Consider the following 21569-nt stretch of genomic DNA (forward strand, 5'->3'; position numbering starts at 1 on the left):
CCCTTGTTCTCGACTGCACGCGTTGTGTTTATCACCTTATTCGTGGCCCTGCTGGCCCTGAGCGGCTGCCAGACACCCCCTCCCAAAGGCCTGAGTCCGGCGCAAGTCGCCGTCCTCAAGCAACAAGGCTTCGAACTGACCGACGACGGCTGGGCGTTCGGCCTGTCGGGCAAAGTGCTGTTCGGCAGCGACGTCGAAAGCCTCAACGCCCCCAGCACGGTCATTGTCGAGCGCATCGGCAAGGCGTTGCTGGGCGTGGGCATCGACCGCGTGCGGGTAGACGGCCACACCGACGCCTCGGGTAAAGAGAGCTATAACCAGCAACTGTCCCTGCGCCGCGCCAAAAGCGTGGCCACGGTGCTGACCCGCGTGGGGATGAAGGAGGAAAATATCCAACTGCGCGGCCTGGGCAGCAGCCAGCCGGTGGCCGCCAACGACACCGCCGCAGGGCGCACCGAGAATCGGCGAGTGTCGATTGTGGTAAGTACCGACTAAGCGACTTCGCCCGTTCCAATGTATGAAATGCAATCAAATGTGGGAGGGGGCTTGCCCCCGATAGCGGTGTGTCAGTCAGCATGCATCTGTCTGACCGACCGCTATCGGGGGCAAGCCCCCTCCCACATTTATACCGTGTTCGCTTAACTGCTCGGCGTCAGCGCCTGCGTCAAGTCATCCACCACCGCCTTGCCCATCTCACACAGATAATGCGCCGCCCAGGCGTATTGCTCGCCGCGCACATCCATGGCGGCTTCCATCGCGAGTTTCTTGGCGTAGTAAAGCAGGGTAGAGGCGTGTTCCAGCGCCTCGCCGACTGGCATGCCCGCGTTGACGCGGAACAGTGGTTTTTCGTTTTCGCCGTAGTCGCCGAAGGTGACGACGCCGAGGGTGGTGAAGGCAGAAAGCGGTGGATCGGGGACGATTTTGGTCATGATCTATACCTGGGAGTTTTAGGAACCACCCATTCATGTCGCTAAACATGAAAGGGTGGCAGCTGTACGCAGGTTAGCGAACCGGACCCAGGACCCGGTAGACCCGAAGATCTCCCACGCACAGCCGCCATAACACGAGAACGAAGAGCACAAAGCTCCTGCCGTTGGGGGCTGTGTCCGGGTTCGGGTCGCTAAACCCGTTCGCTGATTTCAGCGAAGTACGGAGGCTAGTGACTCGAACCCTAAGGCGCAATAGGCTGGAGATTCTCTAGGAATCGTCCTGCAATTTAAAGCGAATCGTCGTTGCTGGCCCTTTAATCCGCAAACCGCATCTCCCGCGTCTCCCCCATCAACAACCCCCGATTCTGCTCCGTCACTTCCCTGATGTAGTCCCACAACAACGTAATCCGTTTCAACTTCCTCAAGTCCTCCCGGCAATACATCCAGAACTACAGGACGTAAGGGTTCCACCCAATGAATACGGGACCCTAACGCCATGAAGGTCAACGATAAGCTTTACCCTGTTACAAGTGCTGTCACAAATACGCTGGCTTTGCTGATCCCACGTATACGACTCGCCAAGCTCTATCACTACCGACGCAACGGCGTTTACTATCTGCGCCTTCGCCGGACAGGGAGCACTGCTGAAACTGTTTCCGTCTCCCTCAAGACCACTGACCGTAAGGCCGCTATGGACGCTTCACGCCGACTTGCAGATACCATTAAGTCTTTCCATCTGGACCACCCTGACGCCTCTTGGAATGAATTACGTGAGCATCTGGTTTGGGTCGCTGAAGGTCTTCTGGCCTGTGCGCACGATGTTCACTCACTACGTGACTGGGGTGACCTGTATGAGGACGTTAGAACAAACCTAACGGAGATCGCCGCTACGATGCCTCTCAGCGTTGACCAGCATGAACATGTTGCCAAGGCCCGTGAGGTAATGAGCGCCGCCCAGATGCGCTTGCAGGGTGACTCCGTGCCACTGGTTAGGATCATCAGGGATCTTGAGGGCCGTACTGACCCCAGCTTGAAGCTCTCCGCAAACGAGCCTCTCTCCCTCTCCCAATCTGTAAGTGCCCCTGAACTTACCTTTGAGGCCCTGTCTGCTCTCTACTTGGCTGACCGTGCGCAGGACCAGAAGGCTTCTACCCTGAAGGAAACCAAGGTGTGCCATGGAACGCTCACCACGTCGCTGGGTGGGCTGGACCTGCGGAGCCACTCAAGGGAGGACCTTGTGGCCCTTCGTGATCGTCTGTCCGATGGTCGTATGCCATCCACGGTCAACAAGCTGCTGGTGAAACTATCGGCTGTATTGACCTGGGCGAAGGACAACGGTCACTTGGTCAATACCTATGACAAGAAGCTCAAGCTCACCAAGGGCCTTGAGTCCACCCGCAAGGCGTTCACACAGGCGCAAGTGGGTCAGTTGATGGATTACGCGAATAAGCTGCCAGAGACCTCGTGGAAGCGCTGGTTACTCAGCCTTGGGGTCATCACTGGTGGGCGACTCAATGAGATTTCCCAGTTGCTGGTTAGCGACATTCAGACCCTTGATAATGGGGGCACTGTCATTCATATCAATGAAGCCGGTGAAGGAAAGTCCATCAAGAACAAGCGCAGTGAGCGACTGGTGCCACTAACTGCCGGCGCGTATGGCTTTGACCTTGCGGCGTTTCTGCGATACGTCGAGACTTGCAAGCTATCGGGGTCAGAAGCGTTAGCCCAGATTGGCTATAAGACAGCCGGTGAGTGGGCGAATCAACAGGCCATTCCAGAAGCTCTGGGAGATACGTTTGCGAAGGGACTGACGTTCCACTCATTACGTCACTCGTTGGCTTCCCTTATGCATGCCAAGGGGGTTCCTACAACTCACGCTCAGGCTGTCATGGGACACGCCTCAGGAACCATCACGTTTGATACATACGGCTCTGGCGTTCCTGTTGAGGTGCTCGCGGAGATGCTCCGTGGATTGCTCAACGGCACCTCTGGCTTCGAGGCTATAAGTTTGGTTTGTTGAATATAAAAATCTATAATAGGTTCATGTGGTCTTGACCAATGGAGTGAGTGAAATGTTGAGGGCGTTCAATAGGTTCGTGGTCCCTATGGTAAGTGTTTTGTTTTTGCTCGCAAGTTTCTCCGCGTTTGCTGAAAAGAAATGGATCAGTCTTGCAGTGTTAGACGACGGTACAAAATGGGAGGCCAAGCCAGGTTCGTTTGAGTTTAAGAAAAATAGGAGTGGCATCCCTATTGCGGTATTGACGGGGAGGGTGGTTAACATAAAGCCATCAACTATAGATTTGCGTAAGTGGTATGTCACTGCTGGTGACTGCAAGAGTAAAATGGGTAAGCTGGTAAGCTTGGATGTTAGTGGTGAATATCAACACGAGAATGATTTCTTATTTGATAGCGGAAGTGTCGCCTCGTCTATCGCCCAGTTTATTTGTGAAGTTGCCGAGGAAAGCATTAAACAGGCAGACGGTAAGAGCTTGTAAGCTTTTAGTGAAATGCCACGATTGAGCAGGCTGTTGTGCTTGGCTTCATTAGGAGTGAGCGAACATTGATGTTGTAACTTTCTGGTCGATGCCCCTTGAGGGCGCAGCTGTGATGTCTTAGCTTTCAAAAACCCTCACTATGGTGACAGGGATTTAAAAACCCTCACCCAAACAGGGAGAGACCACACCATTGTGGCTTTCCCCCCAAGATGCCGCAAGGTCGCCTCAAAGGTGGCCCTCTGCGGGCAACGCGTGTACGTCCAGTGATCAACGTTACCTCTTTCAGGTAGCCCAATATCCAAGACGCCACGACCACCAAGCACAGCCCTAACGGGATCTGCGGGGCCAGCATCAGGTCCACTGTAGCGATTCTGTCTGTTCACTTCGTGTGAATAGACCCTTGATAGGTTTGGGCCTCCTATCTCTGATCGCACAGTACAGGGGCCTTTTAACTTTAAGATCTCTAAGAGCTTAAAGAGGACTTAAAGTTATTATTCTTTATAGATTAAACTAATAAGAAATAATACTTAAAAGGTAACTATAAGGATCTCTTTAGCTGGGTCTCCAACATCCGACACGGACTTCATGGCTCCCTAAAGGGGTTCTCTACGGCTCGTCAAGGAGATTTTAAAACCCTCACCTACACAGGAATGGCGCATGTTCCTGTCCTTGCATTACTGCGCCCGTCGCTGGGTCAATCATTACGAAAGACTTTCTGTTTGCTCTCTGTGCCACCGGTAGACCCTTGTCGGGGACTTTCGGCTGCCCGTGGGAGCGAACTCAGAGAGCAAACAAAAAGGATGCGACAACTATGTTTACCAACAACCAAACCGACCTGCTACCCATTGTTATCGAGGGTCAAACCTTCATCGCAAACACGGAGGGGATGTGGAGCCTCAATGAGATCCATCAAACCTTGGGTCTTCCTGAGGCAAAACGTCCGGGCCAATGGAACAACGAGATTCGAACTGCGCTCGACCAAGGTGGAAATTTCCATCTTGCTTATGGTGGCGCCAAACCGGGTACGTGGGCTACAGAAGCTGGGTCCATCGCCTACGCAATGTGGGTCTCGCCAGCCTTTTATCTTATGGTAGTCAACGCTTTCCTTGCCATGCGTAACAGTGCCGTCCGTGAATTGCGCCAGAAAGATGCTCTCTTGGACGCCAACATGCCCAAGGCCTCGACCCTCGATATGAAAGCCCGTGGTGCGGGTCTGACATGGACCGAGGCATGCCGGGTCGCTGGCATTCAGCAGCCTCGACGTGCTCTTGAATTTCTCGCTAAGGGGCCGATGTTCGTCCATGTCTGTGATGACTTCGGTGGCCGTACTGGTCAGATTCAACCAAAGCAGCAAGGTTTCGCGAAGGGAGCCTTCGTGAAGGTTTCATCGAACTTCGGTAACCGTGAAGGCTGGCGGGTCAAGCCAAGTGGCCTTGATTGGCTGCGTGGGAAAACTGAGTTCATCAACGTCGGCGTAGCTGAAGCCAAGACCGCTCAGGTTAAAGGCAAGAAAGCGGCTCAAGCCTCACGTGTGGATCGCTGGGGCCGTGCGGTCAAGGACGTGAGCTCATGACATTTGCCGATCAACTCAACGCGCAAGAAAAAGGAATGTAACTGATCCATAAACCCCACCTATCCAAACAGACGGCGCCTGAGGTGGGGAGGAATCAAATCATGCTGGCGCGGAGACGATTCTCGGCACAGTTACTTCATTTTTTCGGCCTGATATCCACCACCATCCCCGCCTGTACGTTTTTGATCGGTGACAGTAAGTGCGGCGAAATATTCCAGCGCTGGCCGGTGTCGGTTACCACTGTTACGGTTTTGCGGTTGAACTTCATGACGGTACCGGACAGGCGCTCACCATTGGGTGAATCGAAGCTTACCCGTGCTCCCGGATGGAACTGCATCATCGATTTATGAGCCTCCAATGACTCCAACATCTTCAGCCGTTCGATAATGTGATGATTCAATGTCACTAACTCATCGACGCTCAGATGATCAATGTTGATACTCATGATGCCCTCCAATTCCAGGGTAGTAACGCCTCAACATCTTCAACTGATTCAGCCTGCGGTAATCGCTCCAGTACGTGGCGCAGCCACGTATAGGGCTCCTGGCCGTTGGCTTTAGCCGTTTCGACCAGACTGTAGATCTGCGCACTGGCGGTGGCGCCCTTGGGCGTATCGCTGAATAACCATGCCTTGCGCCCTATGACAAACGGCTTTATCGCTCTTTCGGCGGCATTGTTGTCGATCGGTAAAAAACCGGCCTCCACGTAACGTTCCAGCCGGCTCCAGTTGCTACCCAGATAACTGAGCGCCTTGCCGAGAGCACTTTGCGATGCGACTTGCGGCTGAGTTTTCTCCAGCCAGCTTTTCAACTGCGCGAGCACCGGCAAGCTCTTTTCCTGGCGACCGGCAAAGCGCTGCTCATCCGTCATTTCTTTCAAATCACGTTCGATACCGTACAACTTGTTGATCATCGTCAGCGCAACATCGGCCCGACCGGTTTTACCCTTGGGCTGCACTTTCTGCGCATCGACAAACTTGCGCCGTACATGGGCCATACAAGCCAAACGCTCGACACTCGGCTGCGCGGCCAAGGCGTTATAGCCGGCGTAATCGTCAGTCATCAAATAGCCACGATAGTCGCCGAGCAGCCGCAACGGCACCTCCTGCGCTCGACTGGTGGTGTAGTCAAAAAGAAGGATTGGTCGCGCCGGTGGGCCGCTGGCTTGTACCCACATCCAGGATTGGCTGGTCGGGTCTCGACCTGGCTCTTTGAGCACCTGCACTCGCGTTTCATCGCAGTGAACAATCGGACTTTCCAGTAACCGATCACGCATCAGATTCAACAGCGGTTGGAAGTGTTCGCAGCACTGGATCACCCAGCGCGCCAGGGTTTGACGCGGGATATCGACACCGTGGCGAGCGAGGACTTTTTCGAAACGGTGCAGCGGCAGGCCATCGACATACTTGGCGGTCAGCAACATGGCCAACACGCTGGGGCTGGCCATGCTTTTTTCGATCAGTTGCGCGGGTTTGTCGGCGGTGACCGGTGCAGTTTCACAACCACGGCAGCCATAGACCTTGCGGATGTGTTTGATCACCCGGATCTGCATCGGCACGATCTCCAGCTGTTCGCTGGTTTCTTCGCCGATGGTATGTTTGCGGCAGCCGCAAATGCAGGTCAGTTCGTGTTCGGGGAGTTCGTGGATGACTTCGATTCGTGGCAAGTTAGCGGGTAGAGGCTTGCGTTTGCCACGGCGTTTGGTCGGGGCGACAACTTCTTCCTCAGCATCAACGGGCACTGGCGTGGCGATACTTTCAGCTTCATTGAACAACGGCAGCTGTGGTGTCATCGGATCAACGGTTTGCTCAGATTTTCGTCCGAACAGGCGCTGACGAAGCAGTGCATTTTCCTCTTCAAGAAGAGCGACTTTCGACTGCATCTGAGCAAGTAATTGCTTGAGCGCAGCCGGGTCATCGGGATGGTTGTCGGGCATCGAAGTCATGGCCCGGATTATACCCAATCAAGCAACAAATCGCGGCGTCAAAACCTGATGCGGACGGTTGCGCCACAGGTCAAAACCGTCAAGCAGCCAGTTCAGTTCCTGGACGCTCAATACGATGGCTTCGTCAGTCGCGTCGGGCGAGGTTTTGAAACGCTCGGACTCCAGGCGCTTGAGCCAAAGGCAAAAGCCATTGCGCTCCCAGTAAAGGATTTTCACCCGGTTACGGGGGCGATTTAGAAAAACAAAAAGTACCGGGTCGAATACCGCCACCTTGATATCCAGCTCGACCAGGGCGGCGAGGCCGTCGATGGATTTTCGAAAATCCACGGGCTTGGGGTAGAGGTAGACTTTTTCGACTTTGGCGTCGGGACGCATCATGAGGTGCTGGCTCCGTAAAGAGATCGGGAGCACAGCATCAGGCTTCAATGGGCGGCTTTGAATGTGTAGGTGATGGATCGCTTACAAAGGAATTAAAGCGTCTCTATCGGGCAGCGCAGAGATACGAAAGGATGAGCCCGATCCGATAACCGATATCGATAAAATGCCCGCTCGTTACGATGGTGGTTAACCAGCGCAATAAGAAAATAGCAACGAATGGAAAATAGAAGGGGCCTTCTCGTTAAAGGCCCGCCCATAAACCCCAGTCAAATTAAGTTTGAATGAGTAACTTCGACCGACCTAATGATAGACGCTCTGTCACCAAATATGGGCGCAGCTTTCTCAGTCGTCGGTAATAAGCAAGCAAGGCTCTAAGCTGATGCAGAGGGCCAACTTGTAGGATGCTAAACGGTTCGCGGTAATCCCCCCAAAGCATCAGCCTGAAAAAGAACGTGACGAGTTCATTTAGGCGATCAACAACTTCAGGCGCAAGATTGATTGACCCTCCATCACTCTCATCATCAAATCCAGAGATGTTGTTTTCCTTGAAGTATCTATATGTACTCGAATAGAACTCCTCCAAGGCATGGAAGGAAGTGTCATCTTTAACTTGTTTAGCCGAGATCTCGATTCTGTTCGCAAGCTTCGGAAGCAAGTCAAGTTTTATATGGCCCGGAGAGTTGTAGCGCATTTCAGTAACCTGCGCTCTATGAATCGACGGTGTTACATGATTTAGGCCAGTGAAGAGATGTACTGCGCTGAATCCTCCTGTCCAGTTATTGGCGAGGCGATCTAAAGTAGCCCTTACAGCTGGTCTGTAGAGATGCTCGAGTCCATAATGGAAAGAGTAAAGCTGCTGATAAATCTTAGGGATCGCAGCTATATCGTCAATGTACATGTCTCCATCAAGACCCAGCGGGTACTCCTCACAAGCTTCCGTTGCGAGTTGTCGTGCAGCCTCTGTGGAAATTTCAGGGACTAAATATGAGTTTTCATCGGGTAAATACTCTATCGCTTCTTGCCAGGTAGTGCATATTGGCGAGTTTCTACGATTAGGTGCGGAGCCCGTATGAAACATTGCTACCCATGAAGACTCCTCGAATACGCTTCTTAATGTGACTGAACAATCCAGATATGCACGAAGGTTGTTTCGTGAAATAGGGACTACTCCCCAACGATTTTTCGTGGCGTTACAGTCCAGCCAGATGTACAGAAGATCTTCATCGTACTCCCCTTTGTACAAGCTCAGTAACGGTCCATCGAAATCTATCAGGTCGGCATTCCACGAGTGCTTCGAAAAAAACTTAGGCTCTATCTTTTCTCCTTTGATTATAGGAAGGCTCATGGAATTGGACTCATTACTAAAATCGTTCTGTGAACGGTACTGGTAGAGTATAGATGTAGATCAAAGTGGCCAGACCAATCGGGCGGCGTGCACACTCCATCAGTTTGCGTGATCATGACAGTAGCCACGTGATCGCCTAACACCTTACGAGCATTCTTAATATTTTTCTCTAAAGCTTGGAAGGCTTTAATACTCTGTGACTGGCTCGTGTACATCGAGAGTGCCCACGATGAACATGCCTTTTGGGGATCTTTAAGCAGCCTGTTTGGGTTCCGGACGGCTGGTGGCTCGAAACACTGATTTGAAAGTGGGTTAGCGACCCACCTCCATGCCGTCAGATCTTTTGGAGTGGCCCCAGAAGGAGGGCACTGAACACCATTGTTCTGAAACCCTGATAATTGGGTGATGAATTTGTAGGGTGCTGTTGACATAGAATCCCTTCGTCACATTGGCGAGTTAGCCCAGCTAATATATTTCGATGGTGGCATGAGGATGGCATCGCTGGGAAGGTCGAGGCGACGAGCGCGCATCAAGGCCAAAATAATGGCCCGGCGGCCGCCTTCATGCGGTGGTGATCTCTGTGCAGTTCTGGACTGAGGCCTTTGAGATTCAGGGATAGGAGTTTTTGAGGGCTTCCGTAGTATTTTGCTGGTGCTGAGTGCACCAAAACAAGGACAGTGGGAAGGATTTTAAAGCCGACCATTATACGTTATAGGGCTTTTATCAATTCCAATGTCGTCGCGAACAGCATTGAGGAGGCCGAGAGCTTTTTCCCGGACGGTAGCCCACTCATATGTTGCCTCGCCGTGAGAGATTTCCAGAAGGTGATCGATCAATTCGTCTTGAGCGTCCATCACCGATTGAGGCGCAAGCATCGCGAGATAACCATAAACCCGCATTCGTTGTTCATTGAACTCATCGAAACGGGCCCCAGCCTCATTGGCTACTAATCTCCCGCTTTCGTGTGAGTCAAGTGAAGCGAGTAGCCGAGCGACCGAGTCGATAACCGCTCGATAGATCACCATCTTGTCATTCTGAAACCGAAGAGTCGTCTGCATGACCACATCAAGTTCCCGTTTGGTTGACTCAAGCTGAGCGGCAAGTTTACTGGTCTGCTTAGCCAGAATCTTGTCGGCCCACAGTTTTCCAAACCAAGTGGACAGTCCCAACACGACGACGCTCCCGCCTCCAATTGATACGATCCCAGTGGCGAATATCTTCAAGGCATCTTCCCAACTCATAAGTCGTACCTGTTGAGGAAAGGCTGAGTATGGCTCAAATCGGTGGAAGACCTGTGTAGCTGTAATCCGCACTCTGGCTACCCACCGTGTCACCTACCGATTTCTTGGTCTACTCCTTGTCGCTTTTGTAGTTAGCCAAGGTGCTCCTCTGGGCGAAGCCTTTGGGAATGTCATCTTCGTTCTACTTGGTGGCTGTGCTGAGTGATCTCATGCACGTTGTGGGATGCGCAAACGGCAGCTCTGATAAACTCGAAGCGAAGCTCTGAGGGATAACAGACGGATGAGAATAGGCGACGAAGCATATTACTTTCTACGCATGTACTCGATTGACCTCGACACCGCCAAACAAGCTATTAAAGTTCTGCGTCGCTACAAACGGTCGGATGTCCGTTATGCCCTTCTACGCGACCTGACCGTGGCGTATGTGCGGCCTTTCTCAACAAACAGGGGTAGGCAACACGGCACCCATGTGCTGAGTGTCAAGAGACACGTACCGAAGGAAATGAAGGCACTTCACCTTGAACTCGTGCGGGTCAGAATGCAGCAATTCGCCCACACCGATTTGTCCTATTACAACCCGATAGTGTTCAGCCTACGTGGTGATAGTGGTCATGCGATCATCTTCAAGGGGTTCGACTACGAGGCTTTACTCCATAAGCTGGACCAAATTGAAGAACTGATTCGTTCGGTCGAGAGCAGCGTAAACGCCGCAATTGCTGATTATGAGTCGAAGTCCTCTGTGCTTTCTGAAGCAATCCCGGCTGGTCCCGAAGTTCGAAAATTTCTTGAGAATCTGGCAGAAAAGTCTGAATGACCACCTCACTACAAGCGCACTCGCGCATCCCCCCGTGGGTGCCCTCACCTGAGCCTTATCGCGCCTGCGTAGGTCCTTATCGCGTGCGCATGCGCGCCTCTGGATGAGGGCTTTCAGCCAACCGTCCGGGTCACTGCGCATTGTCACAAGTCCTGTCACAAGTCGTTGCAATGGCATGTCTGACCTCGCTACGATAGGTCTCCCTTACTCCTTGTAGACGCTCAGTCTGTAAACCGAAGGTCTCGCGTTTCGCCCAGTAATAACGGGCGGTTTAGCTCCGTCACCTCCCTAATGTAATCCCACAACAGGGTGATCCGCTTGAGCTTGCGCAGGTCTTCGCGGCAGTACATCCAAAACTGCCGCGTAACCGCAATCTGCTCCCCGAGCACCGGCAGTAACCGTGGATCCTGCGCCGCCAAAAAGCACGGCAGAATCGCCATCGACCGTCCTTGCTGCGCTGCCACGTACTGCGCGATCACGCTGGTGCTGCGCAGGCTGGCGCTGGCGCCGGGGACTACGTTGGCCAGGTACAACAGCTCCGAGCTGAAGGCCAGGTCGTCGACGTAGCTGATGAACGGATGCTCGGCCAGATCCGTCGGGCGGTGGATGGGGGGGTGTTGGTCGAGGTAGTCCTGGGTCGCGTACAGCTGCAACTTGTAGTCGCACAGTTTGCAGCACACATACGGCCCGTGTTCCGGGCGTTCCAGGGCGATGACGATGTCGGCTTCGCGCTTGGACAGGCTGATGAAGTGGGGCAGGGGCAGGATGTCGACCGAGATCGCCGGGTAGGTGTCGACGAAGTGGCTCAACTGCGGGGTGACGAAGAAGCTGCCGAAGCCTTCGGTGCAGCCCATGCGGACATGCCCGGACAGCGCCACGCCGGAGCCGGAGACTTGTTCGCAGGCCATGTGCAAGGTGCTTTCGATGGATTCGGCGTAGCCGAGCAAGCGCTGGCCTTCGTTGGTGAGGACGAAACCGCTGGTCCGGGATTTTTCGAACAGCAGGGTGCCGAGTGATACTTCCAGTGAACTGATGCGCCGCGACACGGTGGTGTAGTCCACCGCCAGGCGCTTGGCGGCGACGCTGGCCTTGCGGGTGCGGGCCACTTCGAGGAAAAACTTCAGGTCGTCCCAGTTCAGGGAACCCAGTGATGTGATGTTTTTTTGCATATTGGACCGGCTTTTATGTGCGTTCTTATTAGAAGTTTGCACATCTATACTCCAAAAACAGTCCGAACGCCTCATCCTCAAGGCGATTCAACGCCTTGGTTCTCTGCCTATAAATACAAATTGGAGACCACATGAACGCATCTGCCGATATTTCCGTGCAACAGGTCAAGTTGTTGATCAACGGTGAATGGGTCGAGTCCAAGACCACCCACTGGCAAGACATCGTCAACCCGGCGACCCAGCAAGTGCTGGCCAAAGTCCCGTTTGCCACCGCTGAAGAAGTCAACGCTGCCATCGACGCCGCCCATCGCGCCTTCCAGACCTGGAAGCTGACTCCGATCGGCGCACGCATGCGTATCATGCTCAAGCTGCAAGCCTTGATCCGCGAGCACTCCAAGCGCATCGCCGTGGTCCTCAGCGCCGAGCAGGGCAAGACCATTGCCGATGCCGAGGGCGATATCTTCCGTGGCCTGGAAGTGGTGGAGCACGCCTGCTCCATCGGCACCCTGCAAATGGGCGAGTTCGCTGAAAACGTCGCCGGTGGTGTCGATACCTACACCCTGCGCCAACCCATCGGCGTGTGCGCCGGGATTACTCCGTTCAACTTCCCGGCGATGATTCCGCTGTGGATGTTCCCGATGGCGATTGCCTGCGGTAACACCTTCGTCCTCAAGCCTTCCGAGCAAGACCCGCTGTCCACGATGCTGCTGGTGGAGCTGGCGCTGGAAGCCGGTGTGCCGGCCGGCGTGCTCAACGTGGTACACGGCGGCAAGGACGTGGTGGATGCGCTCTGCACGCATAAAGACATCAAGGCCGTGTCGTTCGTCGGTTCGACCGCCGTGGGCACCCATGTGTACGACCTGGCCGGCAAACACGGCAAGCGCGTGCAATCGATGATGGGCGCCAAGAACCATGCGGTGGTGTTGCCGGATGCCAACCGCGAACACACCCTCAACGCCCTGGTCGGTGCCGGTTTCGGCGCGGCGGGCCAGCGTTGCATGGCCACTTCGGTGGTGGTGCTGGTGGGCGCTTCCAAGCAATGGCTGCCCGATCTGAAGGCGCTGGCGCAGAAGCTCAAGGTCAATGCCGGCAGCGAAGCGGGCACGGATGTCGGCCCGGTGATTTCCAAGCGTGCCAAGGCGCGCATCCTGGAACTGATCGAAAGCGGCGTGAAAGAAGGCGCCAAGCTGGAGCTGGACGGGCGTGACATCCAGGTGCCGGGCTTCGAGCAAGGCAACTTCGTCGGCCCGACGCTGTTCTCGGGCGTGACCACCGACATGCAGATCTACACCCAGGAAATCTTCGGCCCGGTGTTGGTGGTGCTGGAAGTCGACACCCTCGATGAAGCCATCGCGCTGGTCAACGCCAACCCATTCGGCAACGGCACCGGCCTGTTCACCCAGAGCGGGGCGGCGGCGCGTAAGTTCCAGAGCGAAATCGACGTCGGCCAGGTCGGCATCAACATCCCGATCCCGGTGCCGGTGCCGTTCTTCAGCTTCACCGGTTCGCGCGGTTCCAAGCTCGGCGACCTCGGCCCGTATGGCAAGCAAGTGGTGCAGTTCTACACTCAGACCAAAACCGTCACCAGCCGCTGGTTCGATGACGACACGGTCAACGATGGCGTCAACACCACCATCAACCTGCGCTGATTCCGGGAGACGAGCATGAAGATTGCATTTATCGGCTTGGGCAACATGGGCGCGCCCATGGCCCGCAACCTGATCAAGGCCGGCCACGCGCTGAACCTGTTCGACCTGAACCAGGCGGTACTCAAGGAACTGGCCGAACTGGGCGGCAGCATCAGCGGTTCACCGCGCGATGCGGCCACCGGTGCCGAGTTGGTGATTACCATGCTGCCGGCCGCTGTCCATGTGCGCAGTGTCTGGCTGGGTGAAGACGGCGTTTTGGCCGGCATCGGCCAAGGCGTGCCGGCGGTGGATTGCAGCACCATCGACCCGCAGACCATCCGCGATGTCGCGGCGGCGGCAGCCAAGCAAGGGGTGGCCGTCGCCGATGCACCGGTCTCCGGCGGCACTGGCGGCGCGCAAGCCGGGACGCTGACCTTCATGGTCGGCGCCAGCGCGGACTTGTTCGCCACCCTGCAACCGGTGCTGGCGCAGATGGGCCGCAACATTGTGCGTTGCGGCGACGTCGGCACCGGCCAGATCGCCAAGATCTGCAACAACCTGCTGCTGGGCATCAGCATGGTCGGCGTCAGCGAAGCGATGGCCCTGGGCGATGCGCTGGGCATCGACACCCAGGTGCTGGCTGGCATCATCAACAGCTCCACCGGGCGCTGCTGGAGTTCCGACACGTACAACCCGTGGCCGGGCGTGATCGAAACCGCGCCGTCATCGCGGGGTTATACCGGTGGTTTCGGTGCCGACCTGATGCTCAAGGACCTGGGGCTGGCCACCGAAGCTGCGCGCCAGGCGCACCAGCCGGTGATCCTCGGTGCTGTGGCCCAGCAGTTGTATCAATCGATGAGCCAGCGCGGGGAAGGGGGCAAGGACTTCTCGGCGATCATCAACAGCTACCGCAAGCCCAAATAGATACCGCCTGTGGCGAGGGCGCTTGCTCCCTCGCCACTATTTATTGCGGTTCAGGCAAACACAAAATACTTACGCACCGTCTCGACCACTTCCCACGTCCCCTTCATCCCCGGCTCCACCACAAAAATATCCCCCGCGCGCAAATGGATCGGCTCCAGGCCTTCTGGGGTGATCACGCAGTAGCCTTCCTGGAAATGGCAGTATTCCCACTTCACGTATTCCACGTACCACTTGCCCGGTGTGCAGATCCAGGTGCCCATGATCTTGCTGCCGTCTTCGCTGGTGTAGGCGTTGAGGTTGACGGTGTGCGGGTCGCCTTCGAGCTTTTCCCATTTGCAGGCATCCAGGACCGGCAAGGGGTGGGTGTCGCGCAGTACGGTGATGGGCTTGGACATGATGACTCCGAGGCAAGTGAACGAGAGTCGAACCCTATAGCGTCGCAGGCAGGGTCAATGGTCTGAACTCGACATCGGGATGCCCAGAAGCGCAGGGACTGCGATTGTCCGGGAACCGCGAAGTTCATGTGGGAGGGGGCTTGCCCCCGATGGCTGCGGATCAGCTAGCACATGTGTCAACTGACACACTGCTATCGGGGGCAAGCCCCCTCCCACATTGACCCTCGGTGGCAGCGTCACTGTGGCTCGGCGACACTTTCGAGCGTAGATAAGCCGTTTTCTCGCATTAAGTGCGAAAGATTTCCCGCTTGTCGCAGGAATTCGCAAGAAAATTCACGGCTGGCCCTCGTATCATTCACTTCAGTCACGACCGAGAGCCTTGATATGAACCCAATAAAAACGTGGTGGGACATCAGCCCGCCCTTGAGTACGGCGACCCCGACCTGGCCGGGGGATACGCCGTTCCAGGAAGAGCGCGTGTGGCAGTTCGGCCCGGAGTGCCCGGTGAATGTCGGGCGCGTTACCTTGTCGCCGCACACCGGCGCCCATGTCGATGCGCCGCTGCATTACAGCGCGGACGGCGCGCCGATCGGCGAGGTGTCGCTGGACGTGTACATGGGCCCGTGCCGCGTGTTGCATTGCCTGGACAGCGGCGCGCTGGTGCAGCCGCAGCAGTTGCAAGGGCGTGTGGATAACTTGCCGGAACGTGTGTTGCTGCGCACTTATCCACAGGCGCCGCTGACCGAATGGGATGCGAACTTCACCGCCATCGCCCCGCAGACCATCGAGCTGCTCGCCAGCCTGGGCGTGCGCCTGGTCGGTATCGACACGCCGTCCCTGGACCCGCAACAGTCCAAGACCATGGATTCTCACAACGCCGTGGCCCGCCATGGCATGGCGATACTCGAAGGCATCGTGCTCGATGACGTGCCGGAGGGCGACTATGAACTGATCGCGCTGCCGCTGCGGTTTGCCCACCTCGACGCCAGCCCTGTCCGCGCAATCCTGCGCCCGCTTGTGGAGCCCGCACGATGAGCCAATGTCCCTTCTCAGAGGATTACCAGCCGCCGGAAGAATGGCATAACGCCGAGCTGAATTTTTCCGAGTCCATGAGCTACGGCGACTACCTGGACCTGGGCAAAGTCCTCAGCGCCCAGCACCCGCTGTCGCCGGACCACAACGAGATGCTCTTTATCATCCAGCACCAGACCTCCGAGCTGTGGATGAAACTGATGCTCCACGAACTCAAGGCCGCCCGCGAACACCTGCGCCTGGGCGAGTTGCCGCCGGCGTTCAAGATGCTGGCGCGGGTCTCGCGGATCTTCGATCAACTGGTACACGCCTGGGCGGTGCTGGCGACCATGACCCCGTCGGAGTACAAGGCGATTCGTCCGTTCCTCGGCCAATCGTCCGGGTTCCAGTCGTTCCAGTACCGTGAGATCGAATTCATCCTCGGCAACAAAAGCCCGGCGCTGTTGCGGCCTCACGCCCATCGCCCGCAATTGTTGCAAGAACTGCAAGTGGCGATCGCCACGCCGTCGCTGTACGACGAGGCGATCAACCTGATGGTCAAGGCCGGCCTGACGATCGACCCGCAACGCGCCGAACGCGACCCGACGGCGGCGACGGTTCACGATGCCTCCGTGGAAGCGGCGTGGCGCGAGGTCTACCGCGACCCGAGCCGTTATTGGGACCTGTACCAGTTGGCCGAAAAGTTTATCGACCTGGAAGACTCCTTCCGCCAATGGCGCTTTCGCCATGTGACCACGGTGGAACGGATCATCGGCTTCCAGCCCGGCACCGGCGGCACCGAGGGCGTGGGTTACCTGCGCAAGATGCTCGACACGGTGCTGTTCCCCGAGCTGTGGCGAGTACGTTCCACGCTCTAAACAAAAAGCCCCGGATCACCGGGGCTTTTCATTTGGAATGCAACCAAAAATGTGGGAGGGGGCTTGCCCCCGATAGCGGTGTGACAGCCAACACATCCACTGACTGACACACCGCCATCGGGAGCAAGCTCCCTCCCACCTAGGTTATTGCGTCACTGCCACTTTCGCGTTTTTGATCCGCAAGCGGTAGGCAATGTAGATCACCCCCACCCAAACCGGCATCGCATACACCGAATCGCGAACGCCCGGAATCGCCAGCATCACGCTGATGATCATCAGCATGAACGCCAGGCACAGGTAGTTGCTGAACGGGAACCAGAAGGTCTTGAACGACGGCACCACGCCTTGCTCGGCCATGGCCTTGCGGAACTTGATGTGGGTCAGGCTGATCAGCGCCCAGTTGATCATCAGCGAGGCGACCACCAGCGCGAACAGTAACTCCAGCGCGCTGTGCGGCGCGACGTAGTTGACCACCACGCACAGCAGCGTCACCAGCGCCGAAATCGCCAGGGCCCGCAGCGGCACGCCTTGTTTGTTGAGTTTCATCAGCGCTTTCGGCGCGTCACCTTGCTCGGCCAGGCCGAACAGCATGCGGCTGTTACAGTACACGCCGCTGTTGTACACCGACAGCGCCGCGGTCAGCACCACGAAGTTGAGGATGTGCGCGGCGGTGTCGTTACCGATCAGCGAGAAGATCTGCACAAACGGGCTGCCGCTGTAGGCATCGCCCGACGCGCCGAGGGTTTGCAGCAGTTGATCCCACGGGTACAGCGAGAGCAGCACGGTCAGCGCGCCGACGTAGAAAATCAGGATGCGGTACACCACCTGGTTGATCGCTTTCGGGATCACTTTACGCGGCTCGCTGGCCTCGGCGGCGGTGATGCCCACCAGCTCCAGGCCACCGAACGAGAACATGATGAACGCCATGGACATTAACAACCCCATGCCGCCGTTGGGGAAGAAACCGCCGTGGCTCCACAGGTTGCTGATCGATGCTTGCGGGCCGCCGGTGCCGCTGAACAACAGGTAGCAGCCGAGCACGATCATGCCGACAATCGCCACCACCTTGATGATCGCGAACCAGAACTCGGTCTCACCGAAGAACTTCACGTTCAGGGTGTTGATCAGGTTCACCGCGACAAAGAACACCAGCGCGCTGACCCAGGTCGGAATCTCCGGCCACCAGAACTGGATGTACTTGCCCACGGCCGTCAGTTCGGCCATGCCCACCAGCACGTAGAGTACCCAGTAGTTCCAGCCCGCCAGGAAGCCCGCGTAACCGCCCCAGTATTTGTGGGCAAAGTGGCTGAACGAACCGGCTACCGGCTCTTCGACGATCATCTCGCCGAGCTGGCGCATGATCAGGAACGCGATAAAACCGGCAATCGCGTAGCCGAGGATCATCGACGGCCCCGCCGACTTGAGCACGCCGGCCGAGCCGAGGAACAGCCCCGTACCGATCGCGCCGCCCAAGGCAATCAGCTGAATATGCCGGTTCTTCAGGCCACGCTTAAGGCCTACCGGGTTAACCATGTCATCCGCCATTAACATTCCCTTCTACTTGTTTTTCTTGGGGTTGATTGCACGCCGCGCCCAACCCCTCAGAAGTGCTGAGGGGTCAGATATTACTCTGCGTGAACTTTTCGTAATACAACTGAACGCCATCAAGTGCCTGATCCACCAGCCATTGTTGGATGGATTCGACCATCGGAGGGGGCCCGCACACGTACATATCGGTCGAACTGTCCCGCCATTCGGCCAGGTCGAAATGCTCGGTGAGGTAGCCACGCTTGCCGGGCCATGCGGGCGGCGGGTCGCTCAGTACTTCGGTGTAGCGAAAATCCGCGAGGGTGGACGCGTAACCCTCGATGCGCGCCGCTTCGCACAGGTCCTCGGCGCCGCGCACGCCGTAGTACAGGTGGACCGGCCGTTCGCAGGCGTTGGCCGCCAGTTCATCGAGCATGCCCAGCAACGCCGACAACCCGGTGCCGCCGGCGACCAGCACCAGCGGTCGGCTGACATGGCGCAGGTAGAACGCACCCAGCGGCGCCTCCATCAGCAGCGGATCGCCGACCTGGCAACGTTCGCGCAGGTAGTTGCTCATCACCCCGTCGGGCAGCAGGCGGATCAGAAACCGCAGCTGATTGCCCGGCCGGTTGGCGAAGGAATATGCGCGCCAGCTGTCGGTGCCCGGAACCGCCAGGCGGGCGTATTGGCCCGGCAGAAAGTCCAGCGCCTGCTCCAGTTGCACTTGCAGGATCGCCGTACCGGTCGAGACCTGCCGCACCTCGCTCACCGTGCCGCGCACCTGCACCGGCCCCGGCGCGTTGCACAGGCTGGAATCGAAGTCGAAGTAGAACGTCGCATCCGACTTCACCCGGGTCTGGCAACTGAGCATCTTGCGCTGTTGCAGGTCGCGGCTGGAGAGGGCGTCCTCGTCCACATAGTCCTGGCTGTATTCGCCGCTCTCGCAGCGGCCCTGGCAGGTGCCGCACACGCCTTCGCGGCAATCCAGCGGAATCTTGATGCCATTGCGCAGGGCTGCATCCAGCAGGATTTCATGCGCGCCCACCGGGAAAAACAGCGTCTTGCCGTCGGCAAAACTGAAGGCCACTTTGTGATTCATCCCCAGTACTCCGTGGGTTCATGTGTGAACCCTTGTAGGAGCGAGCGTGCTCGCGAAAAACTCAAGGACGCCGCGTACATTCAGGATGCCCGCATCATCGTTGACGTCCTTCGCGAGCAAGCTCGCTCCTACAAGGGGGCGTTCGCCAGCGTTACAGGTGATAGAAATCCAGCACCGAGTTGATGGTGTCGTTGAGCAACAACGCGTGCTTGCGGGTGATCAGCCAGCTGTCGCCATGCGGCTTGAGGCGATAGGTCGCGTGGCCGTAGAACTGCTCCGACGTGGCCAGGCGATAGAACAGCGTGTGCCAGTTCAAGCGCACCTCCAGTGTGCCGTCCGCCTGCTCGGCGATACGCACGTTGTGGATCAGGTGCAAGGTGCGCGGCATCGGCGTGGCCGACGCCGCCTTGCCAGTGCGCAGGCGGAACACGCGGTCTTCCAGGCCCGAGCGGTTGGCGTAATAGATCAGCGACATTTCGCGCTTGGGGTCGCGGGTGTAGACGTGTTCGGAGTCCCATTGCGGCAGGTGGAATTCGCTCTGCGGGTCGAACAGCTGCACGTAGGCGTCCCAGTCCTGGGCGTCGCACAGCTCGGATTTGCGATAGAAAAATTGCTCGATCCGGTACTGCAATAGCGCATTCATCATTCCACCTCCCGCAGCTTCAGCGCGCGTTGGTCGAGGCCGTTGAGCAGGAACTGCTGCCAGTTGCGGTGCTGGTTGACGTACAAGCCTTCGTGGGTAAATTCGGTGCCGGTCATGGCGGGCTGGATGCCGAGGGCTTCGCTGTTCGGCGTCGGCCCGGTGGCCCAGCGGTGGCTGCCGCGTGATATATCGCTCCAACGCTCCAGGCGGCCCTGGAAACCGCGCTGGGCCTCGCGAAACTCCACCAGATCGTCCGGCGTACCCATGCCCGAGACGTTGAAGAAGTCCTCGAATTGGCGGATGCGGTTTTCCCGGTCGGCGTCGGACTCGTGCTTCACCCCCAGGCACTGGCTGATGATCTCGGTCTTGTTCCACGCCAACGGGCGGATGATGCGCAACTGCGAGCTGATCTGGTCGAGGAAGAACAGGCTCGGGTAGATGTTCAGGTTGCGCAGGCGATGCATCATCCACTCGGCTTTTGGCTGGCCGTGTTCTGCCACCAGGCGCGGCATGATGGTGGCGTAGCCGGAGCGTACCGTGGGGTTGGGCATGTCGCTGAACAACAGGCTGTGGCCATTGTTGAAGGCGAACCAGCCGTCGTCGGTATTCGCGTCGCCGGCGCCGAGTTTGCTGTAGTCCAGCGTCGTGCCGGCCGCGGTGCCGTTCGCGGTATTGACCTGCTGGCGGTGCTGCACCGTGGCCACGTAGTTGTAGTGGACGGTGCTGACGTGATAACCGTCCAGGCCGTTTTCGTTCTGCAGCTTCCAGTTGCCGTCGTAGGTGTAGGCGGACTTGCCCGGCAGCACCTCCAGCTCACCGGTGGCGGACTGGGCGACCATCATGTCGAAAAACACTTTGGCGTCGCCGAGGAAGTCTTCCAGGCTGTCGGTGCCGTTCACGTCCAGGCTGATGAACACAAAGCCTTTGTAGCTGTCGATGCGCGCCTTTTTCAGGCCGCGCGTGGCCTTGTCGAAACCTTCCGGGTATTCCCCCGGGGCCTTGACCTTCACCAGCCGGCCGTCGCTCTTGTAGCACCAGGCGTGGAACGGGCAGGTGAAGGTCGACTGGTTGCCCTTGCCGACGCGGGTGAGGGTGGTGCCGCGATGTTGGCAGGCGTTGACCAGCGCGTTGAGCTGGCCGTCGCCGTCGCGGGTGATGATCATCGGCTGGCGCCCGGCGCGCATCGTCACGAAATCGTGGTTATTCGCCAGTTCGCTTTCGTGGCAGGCGTAGATCCAGTTCTTCTCGAAGATCAGTTCCATCTCCAGGTCGAACAGTTGCGGCTCGGTGAACATGTCGCGGGCGATGCGGAACACTTCATCGGCGGGGCGGAAATCCACGCAGCTGTCGATGAAGCTTTTCCATTGCTCGACGCTTCTTGCACCACTCATGGGACGCACCTTTTGATAATGGCTGAACGGGTCAGCCATTAAGCGACTGCGCCGAGACGGCGGGCTATCCGCTTAATGGGCGAAGGCGGGCCGGATAGTTGGGCATGAAATACCCACGCCGGTGCAGGGCGGTGACGCAATGCGCTACTGTCATGCAGGGCGGTGCGCGCAGAAGTCGGTGGTTT

Annotated in this window: 22 protein-coding genes and 1 pseudogene; 10 read left to right on the forward strand and 13 right to left on the reverse strand. The window is 57.3% G+C overall.

Going from position 1 to position 21569, the window contains the following annotated elements; genetic code table 11:
• The first annotated feature begins 3 nt into the window (after positions 1-3).
• Positions 4-495: an OmpA family protein gene (locus C5F70_RS29440; RefSeq protein WP_079444696.1), complete on the forward strand. Its 492-nt coding sequence runs from the start codon at positions 4-6 to the stop codon at positions 493-495.
• Positions 496-638: 143 nt separating this feature from the next.
• Here the strand turns inward: C5F70_RS29440 and C5F70_RS29445 are convergent, their stop codons facing one another.
• Complete coding sequence (locus C5F70_RS29445) at positions 639-929, reverse strand: DUF3077 domain-containing protein (RefSeq protein WP_104904454.1); 291 nt, start codon at positions 927-929, stop codon at positions 639-641.
• A 314-nt stretch (positions 930-1243) separates the two neighbouring features.
• Positions 1244-1378, reverse strand: a pseudogene (locus C5F70_RS29450) (LysR family transcriptional regulator); the annotation flags it as partial.
• Positions 1379-1425: 47 nt separating this feature from the next.
• Here C5F70_RS29450 and C5F70_RS29455 point away from each other — a divergent pair.
• The 3 genes from C5F70_RS29455 to C5F70_RS29465 all read left to right on the forward strand — a co-directional run bounded on the left by C5F70_RS29455 (position 1426) and on the right by C5F70_RS29465 (position 4997).
• Complete coding sequence (locus C5F70_RS29455; protein WP_256588313.1) at positions 1426-2949, forward strand: tyrosine-type recombinase/integrase; 1524 nt, start codon at positions 1426-1428, stop codon at positions 2947-2949.
• Between the two features lie 52 nt (positions 2950-3001).
• The gene (locus C5F70_RS29460) at positions 3002-3424 is read left to right on the forward strand and encodes a hypothetical protein (protein ID WP_104904455.1); all 423 of its coding nucleotides are present in this window, start codon (positions 3002-3004) and stop codon (positions 3422-3424) included.
• An 811-nt stretch (positions 3425-4235) separates the two neighbouring features.
• Entirely contained in the window at positions 4236-4997 is a 762-nt protein-coding gene (locus C5F70_RS29465) for a KilA-N domain-containing protein (protein ID WP_104904456.1), read from the forward strand.
• Between the two features lie 136 nt (positions 4998-5133).
• Here C5F70_RS29465 and C5F70_RS29470 read toward each other — a convergent pair whose 3' ends face one another.
• The 5 genes from C5F70_RS29470 to C5F70_RS29490 all read right to left on the reverse strand — a co-directional run bounded on the left by C5F70_RS29470 (position 5134) and on the right by C5F70_RS29490 (position 9905).
• Positions 5134-5442, reverse strand: coding sequence for a hypothetical protein (locus tag C5F70_RS29470; protein WP_104903687.1), 309 nt, complete (start codon positions 5440-5442; stop codon positions 5134-5136).
• Positions 5439-6941, reverse strand: coding sequence for an IS66 family transposase (locus C5F70_RS29475; protein WP_102619022.1), 1503 nt, complete (start codon positions 6939-6941; stop codon positions 5439-5441). Before C5F70_RS29475 ends, C5F70_RS29470 begins: the two co-directional genes overlap by 4 nt.
• 18 nt (positions 6942-6959) lie before the next feature.
• Positions 6960-7319 carry an IS66 family insertion sequence element accessory protein TnpB gene (gene tnpB, locus C5F70_RS29480; RefSeq protein WP_046489445.1) on the reverse strand — a complete coding sequence of 120 codons (360 nt, stop codon included), beginning with the start codon at positions 7317-7319 and terminating at the stop codon, positions 6960-6962.
• Positions 7320-7590: 271 nt separating this feature from the next.
• Positions 7591-8664: a hypothetical protein gene (locus C5F70_RS30730; protein ID WP_158683899.1), complete on the reverse strand. Its 1074-nt coding sequence runs from the start codon at positions 8662-8664 to the stop codon at positions 7591-7593.
• 689 nt (positions 8665-9353) lie between these two features.
• A complete protein-coding gene (locus tag C5F70_RS29490) occupies positions 9354-9905 on the reverse strand; it encodes a hypothetical protein (protein ID WP_104904458.1) in 552 nt (183 codons plus the stop codon).
• Positions 9906-9978: 73 nt separating this feature from the next.
• On the opposite strand from C5F70_RS29490, the gene C5F70_RS31655 reads away from it, so the two are divergent.
• Entirely contained in the window at positions 9979-10110 is a 132-nt protein-coding gene (locus tag C5F70_RS31655) for a hypothetical protein (protein ID WP_371920082.1), read from the forward strand.
• Between the two features lie 75 nt (positions 10111-10185).
• The gene (locus C5F70_RS29495) at positions 10186-10719 is read left to right on the forward strand and encodes a hypothetical protein (protein WP_104904459.1); all 534 of its coding nucleotides are present in this window, start codon (positions 10186-10188) and stop codon (positions 10717-10719) included.
• 221 nt (positions 10720-10940) lie between these two features.
• Here the strand turns inward: C5F70_RS29495 and C5F70_RS29500 are convergent, their stop codons facing one another.
• The gene (locus C5F70_RS29500; RefSeq protein ID WP_104904460.1) at positions 10941-11888 is read right to left on the reverse strand and encodes a LysR family transcriptional regulator; all 948 of its coding nucleotides are present in this window, start codon (positions 11886-11888) and stop codon (positions 10941-10943) included.
• 131 nt (positions 11889-12019) lie between these two features.
• Here C5F70_RS29500 and C5F70_RS29505 point away from each other — a divergent pair, with 131 nt between their 5' ends.
• Both C5F70_RS29505 and mmsB read left to right on the forward strand, forming a co-directional pair.
• The gene (locus C5F70_RS29505) at positions 12020-13537 is read left to right on the forward strand and encodes a CoA-acylating methylmalonate-semialdehyde dehydrogenase (RefSeq protein WP_057005303.1); all 1518 of its coding nucleotides are present in this window, start codon (positions 12020-12022) and stop codon (positions 13535-13537) included.
• A gap of 15 nt (positions 13538-13552) precedes the next feature.
• The gene (mmsB, locus tag C5F70_RS29510) at positions 13553-14440 is read left to right on the forward strand and encodes a 3-hydroxyisobutyrate dehydrogenase (RefSeq protein WP_104904461.1); all 888 of its coding nucleotides are present in this window, start codon (positions 13553-13555) and stop codon (positions 14438-14440) included.
• A 50-nt stretch (positions 14441-14490) separates the two neighbouring features.
• Here mmsB and C5F70_RS29515 read toward each other — a convergent pair whose 3' ends face one another.
• Positions 14491-14835 (reverse strand): cupin domain-containing protein, encoded by a 345-nt coding sequence (locus tag C5F70_RS29515; protein WP_010566207.1) that lies wholly within the window; start codon positions 14833-14835, stop codon positions 14491-14493.
• Positions 14836-15219: 384 nt separating this feature from the next.
• Here C5F70_RS29515 and kynB point away from each other — a divergent pair, with 384 nt between their 5' ends.
• Both kynB and kynA read left to right on the forward strand, forming a co-directional pair.
• Entirely contained in the window at positions 15220-15870 is a 651-nt protein-coding gene (gene kynB, locus C5F70_RS29520) for an arylformamidase (RefSeq protein WP_104904462.1), read from the forward strand.
• Entirely contained in the window at positions 15867-16724 is an 858-nt protein-coding gene (gene kynA / locus C5F70_RS29525) for a tryptophan 2,3-dioxygenase (RefSeq protein ID WP_046488227.1), read from the forward strand. Before kynB ends, kynA begins: the two co-directional genes overlap by 4 nt.
• A 144-nt stretch (positions 16725-16868) precedes the next feature.
• Here the strand turns inward: kynA and C5F70_RS29530 are convergent, their stop codons facing one another.
• The 4 genes from C5F70_RS29530 to antA all read right to left on the reverse strand — a co-directional run bounded on the left by C5F70_RS29530 (position 16869) and on the right by antA (position 21384).
• A complete protein-coding gene (locus C5F70_RS29530) occupies positions 16869-18269 on the reverse strand; it encodes an amino acid permease (protein ID WP_046488225.1) in 1401 nt (466 codons plus the stop codon).
• A 73-nt stretch (positions 18270-18342) separates the two neighbouring features.
• Positions 18343-19350 (reverse strand): anthranilate 1,2-dioxygenase electron transfer component AntC, encoded by a 1008-nt coding sequence (antC, locus tag C5F70_RS29535; RefSeq protein ID WP_104904463.1) that lies wholly within the window; start codon positions 19348-19350, stop codon positions 18343-18345.
• A 151-nt stretch (positions 19351-19501) separates the two neighbouring features.
• Positions 19502-19993 carry an anthranilate 1,2-dioxygenase small subunit gene (gene antB / locus C5F70_RS29540; RefSeq protein WP_104904464.1) on the reverse strand — a complete coding sequence of 164 codons (492 nt, stop codon included), beginning with the start codon at positions 19991-19993 and terminating at the stop codon, positions 19502-19504.
• Positions 19993-21384: an anthranilate 1,2-dioxygenase large subunit gene (antA, locus tag C5F70_RS29545; protein ID WP_046488221.1), complete on the reverse strand. Its 1392-nt coding sequence runs from the start codon at positions 21382-21384 to the stop codon at positions 19993-19995. Before antA ends, antB begins: the two co-directional genes overlap by 1 nt.
• Positions 21385-21569 lie beyond the last annotated feature (185 nt).

Source organism: Pseudomonas sp. LH1G9 (assembly GCF_002949975.1).
In the GTDB taxonomy this organism is placed as follows: Bacteria; Pseudomonadota; Gammaproteobacteria; order Pseudomonadales; family Pseudomonadaceae; genus Aquipseudomonas; species Aquipseudomonas veronii.

Excerpts from the sequence above, each read along its gene's own strand:
- C5F70_RS29465 (WP_104904456.1), top strand. The coding sequence starts at position 4,236 with ATGTTTACCAACAACCAAACCGACCTGCTACCCATTGTTATCGAGGGT.
- C5F70_RS29500 (WP_104904460.1), bottom strand. The coding sequence starts at position 11,888 with ATGCAAAAAAACATCACATCACTGGGTTCCCTGAACTGGGACGACCTG.
- C5F70_RS29505 (WP_057005303.1), top strand. The coding sequence starts at position 12,020 with ATGAACGCATCTGCCGATATTTCCGTGCAACAGGTCAAGTTGTTGATC.
- C5F70_RS29490 (WP_104904458.1), bottom strand. The coding sequence starts at position 9,905 with ATGAGTTGGGAAGATGCCTTGAAGATATTCGCCACTGGGATCGTATCA.
- C5F70_RS29470 (WP_104903687.1), bottom strand. The coding sequence starts at position 5,442 with ATGAGTATCAACATTGATCATCTGAGCGTCGATGAGTTAGTGACATTG.
- C5F70_RS29460 (WP_104904455.1), top strand. The coding sequence starts at position 3,002 with ATGTTGAGGGCGTTCAATAGGTTCGTGGTCCCTATGGTAAGTGTTTTG.
- C5F70_RS29455 (WP_256588313.1), top strand. The coding sequence starts at position 1,426 with ATGAAGGTCAACGATAAGCTTTACCCTGTTACAAGTGCTGTCACAAAT.
- C5F70_RS29515 (WP_010566207.1), bottom strand. The coding sequence starts at position 14,835 with ATGTCCAAGCCCATCACCGTACTGCGCGACACCCACCCCTTGCCGGTC.
- C5F70_RS29445 (WP_104904454.1), bottom strand. The coding sequence starts at position 929 with ATGACCAAAATCGTCCCCGATCCACCGCTTTCTGCCTTCACCACCCTC.
- kynB (WP_104904462.1), top strand. The coding sequence starts at position 15,220 with ATGAACCCAATAAAAACGTGGTGGGACATCAGCCCGCCCTTGAGTACG.
- kynA (WP_046488227.1), top strand. The coding sequence starts at position 15,867 with ATGAGCCAATGTCCCTTCTCAGAGGATTACCAGCCGCCGGAAGAATGG.
- C5F70_RS29530 (WP_046488225.1), bottom strand. The coding sequence starts at position 18,269 with ATGGCGGATGACATGGTTAACCCGGTAGGCCTTAAGCGTGGCCTGAAG.
- antB (WP_104904464.1), bottom strand. The coding sequence starts at position 19,993 with ATGAATGCGCTATTGCAGTACCGGATCGAGCAATTTTTCTATCGCAAA.
- mmsB (WP_104904461.1), top strand. The coding sequence starts at position 13,553 with ATGAAGATTGCATTTATCGGCTTGGGCAACATGGGCGCGCCCATGGCC.
- C5F70_RS29475 (WP_102619022.1), bottom strand. The coding sequence starts at position 6,941 with ATGACTTCGATGCCCGACAACCATCCCGATGACCCGGCTGCGCTCAAG.
- antA (WP_046488221.1), bottom strand. The coding sequence starts at position 21,384 with ATGAGTGGTGCAAGAAGCGTCGAGCAATGGAAAAGCTTCATCGACAGC.
- antC (WP_104904463.1), bottom strand. The coding sequence starts at position 19,350 with ATGAATCACAAAGTGGCCTTCAGTTTTGCCGACGGCAAGACGCTGTTT.
- C5F70_RS29495 (WP_104904459.1), top strand. The coding sequence starts at position 10,186 with ATGAGAATAGGCGACGAAGCATATTACTTTCTACGCATGTACTCGATT.
- tnpB (WP_046489445.1), bottom strand. The coding sequence starts at position 7,319 with ATGATGCGTCCCGACGCCAAAGTCGAAAAAGTCTACCTCTACCCCAAG.
- C5F70_RS30730 (WP_158683899.1), bottom strand. The coding sequence starts at position 8,664 with ATGAGCCTTCCTATAATCAAAGGAGAAAAGATAGAGCCTAAGTTTTTT.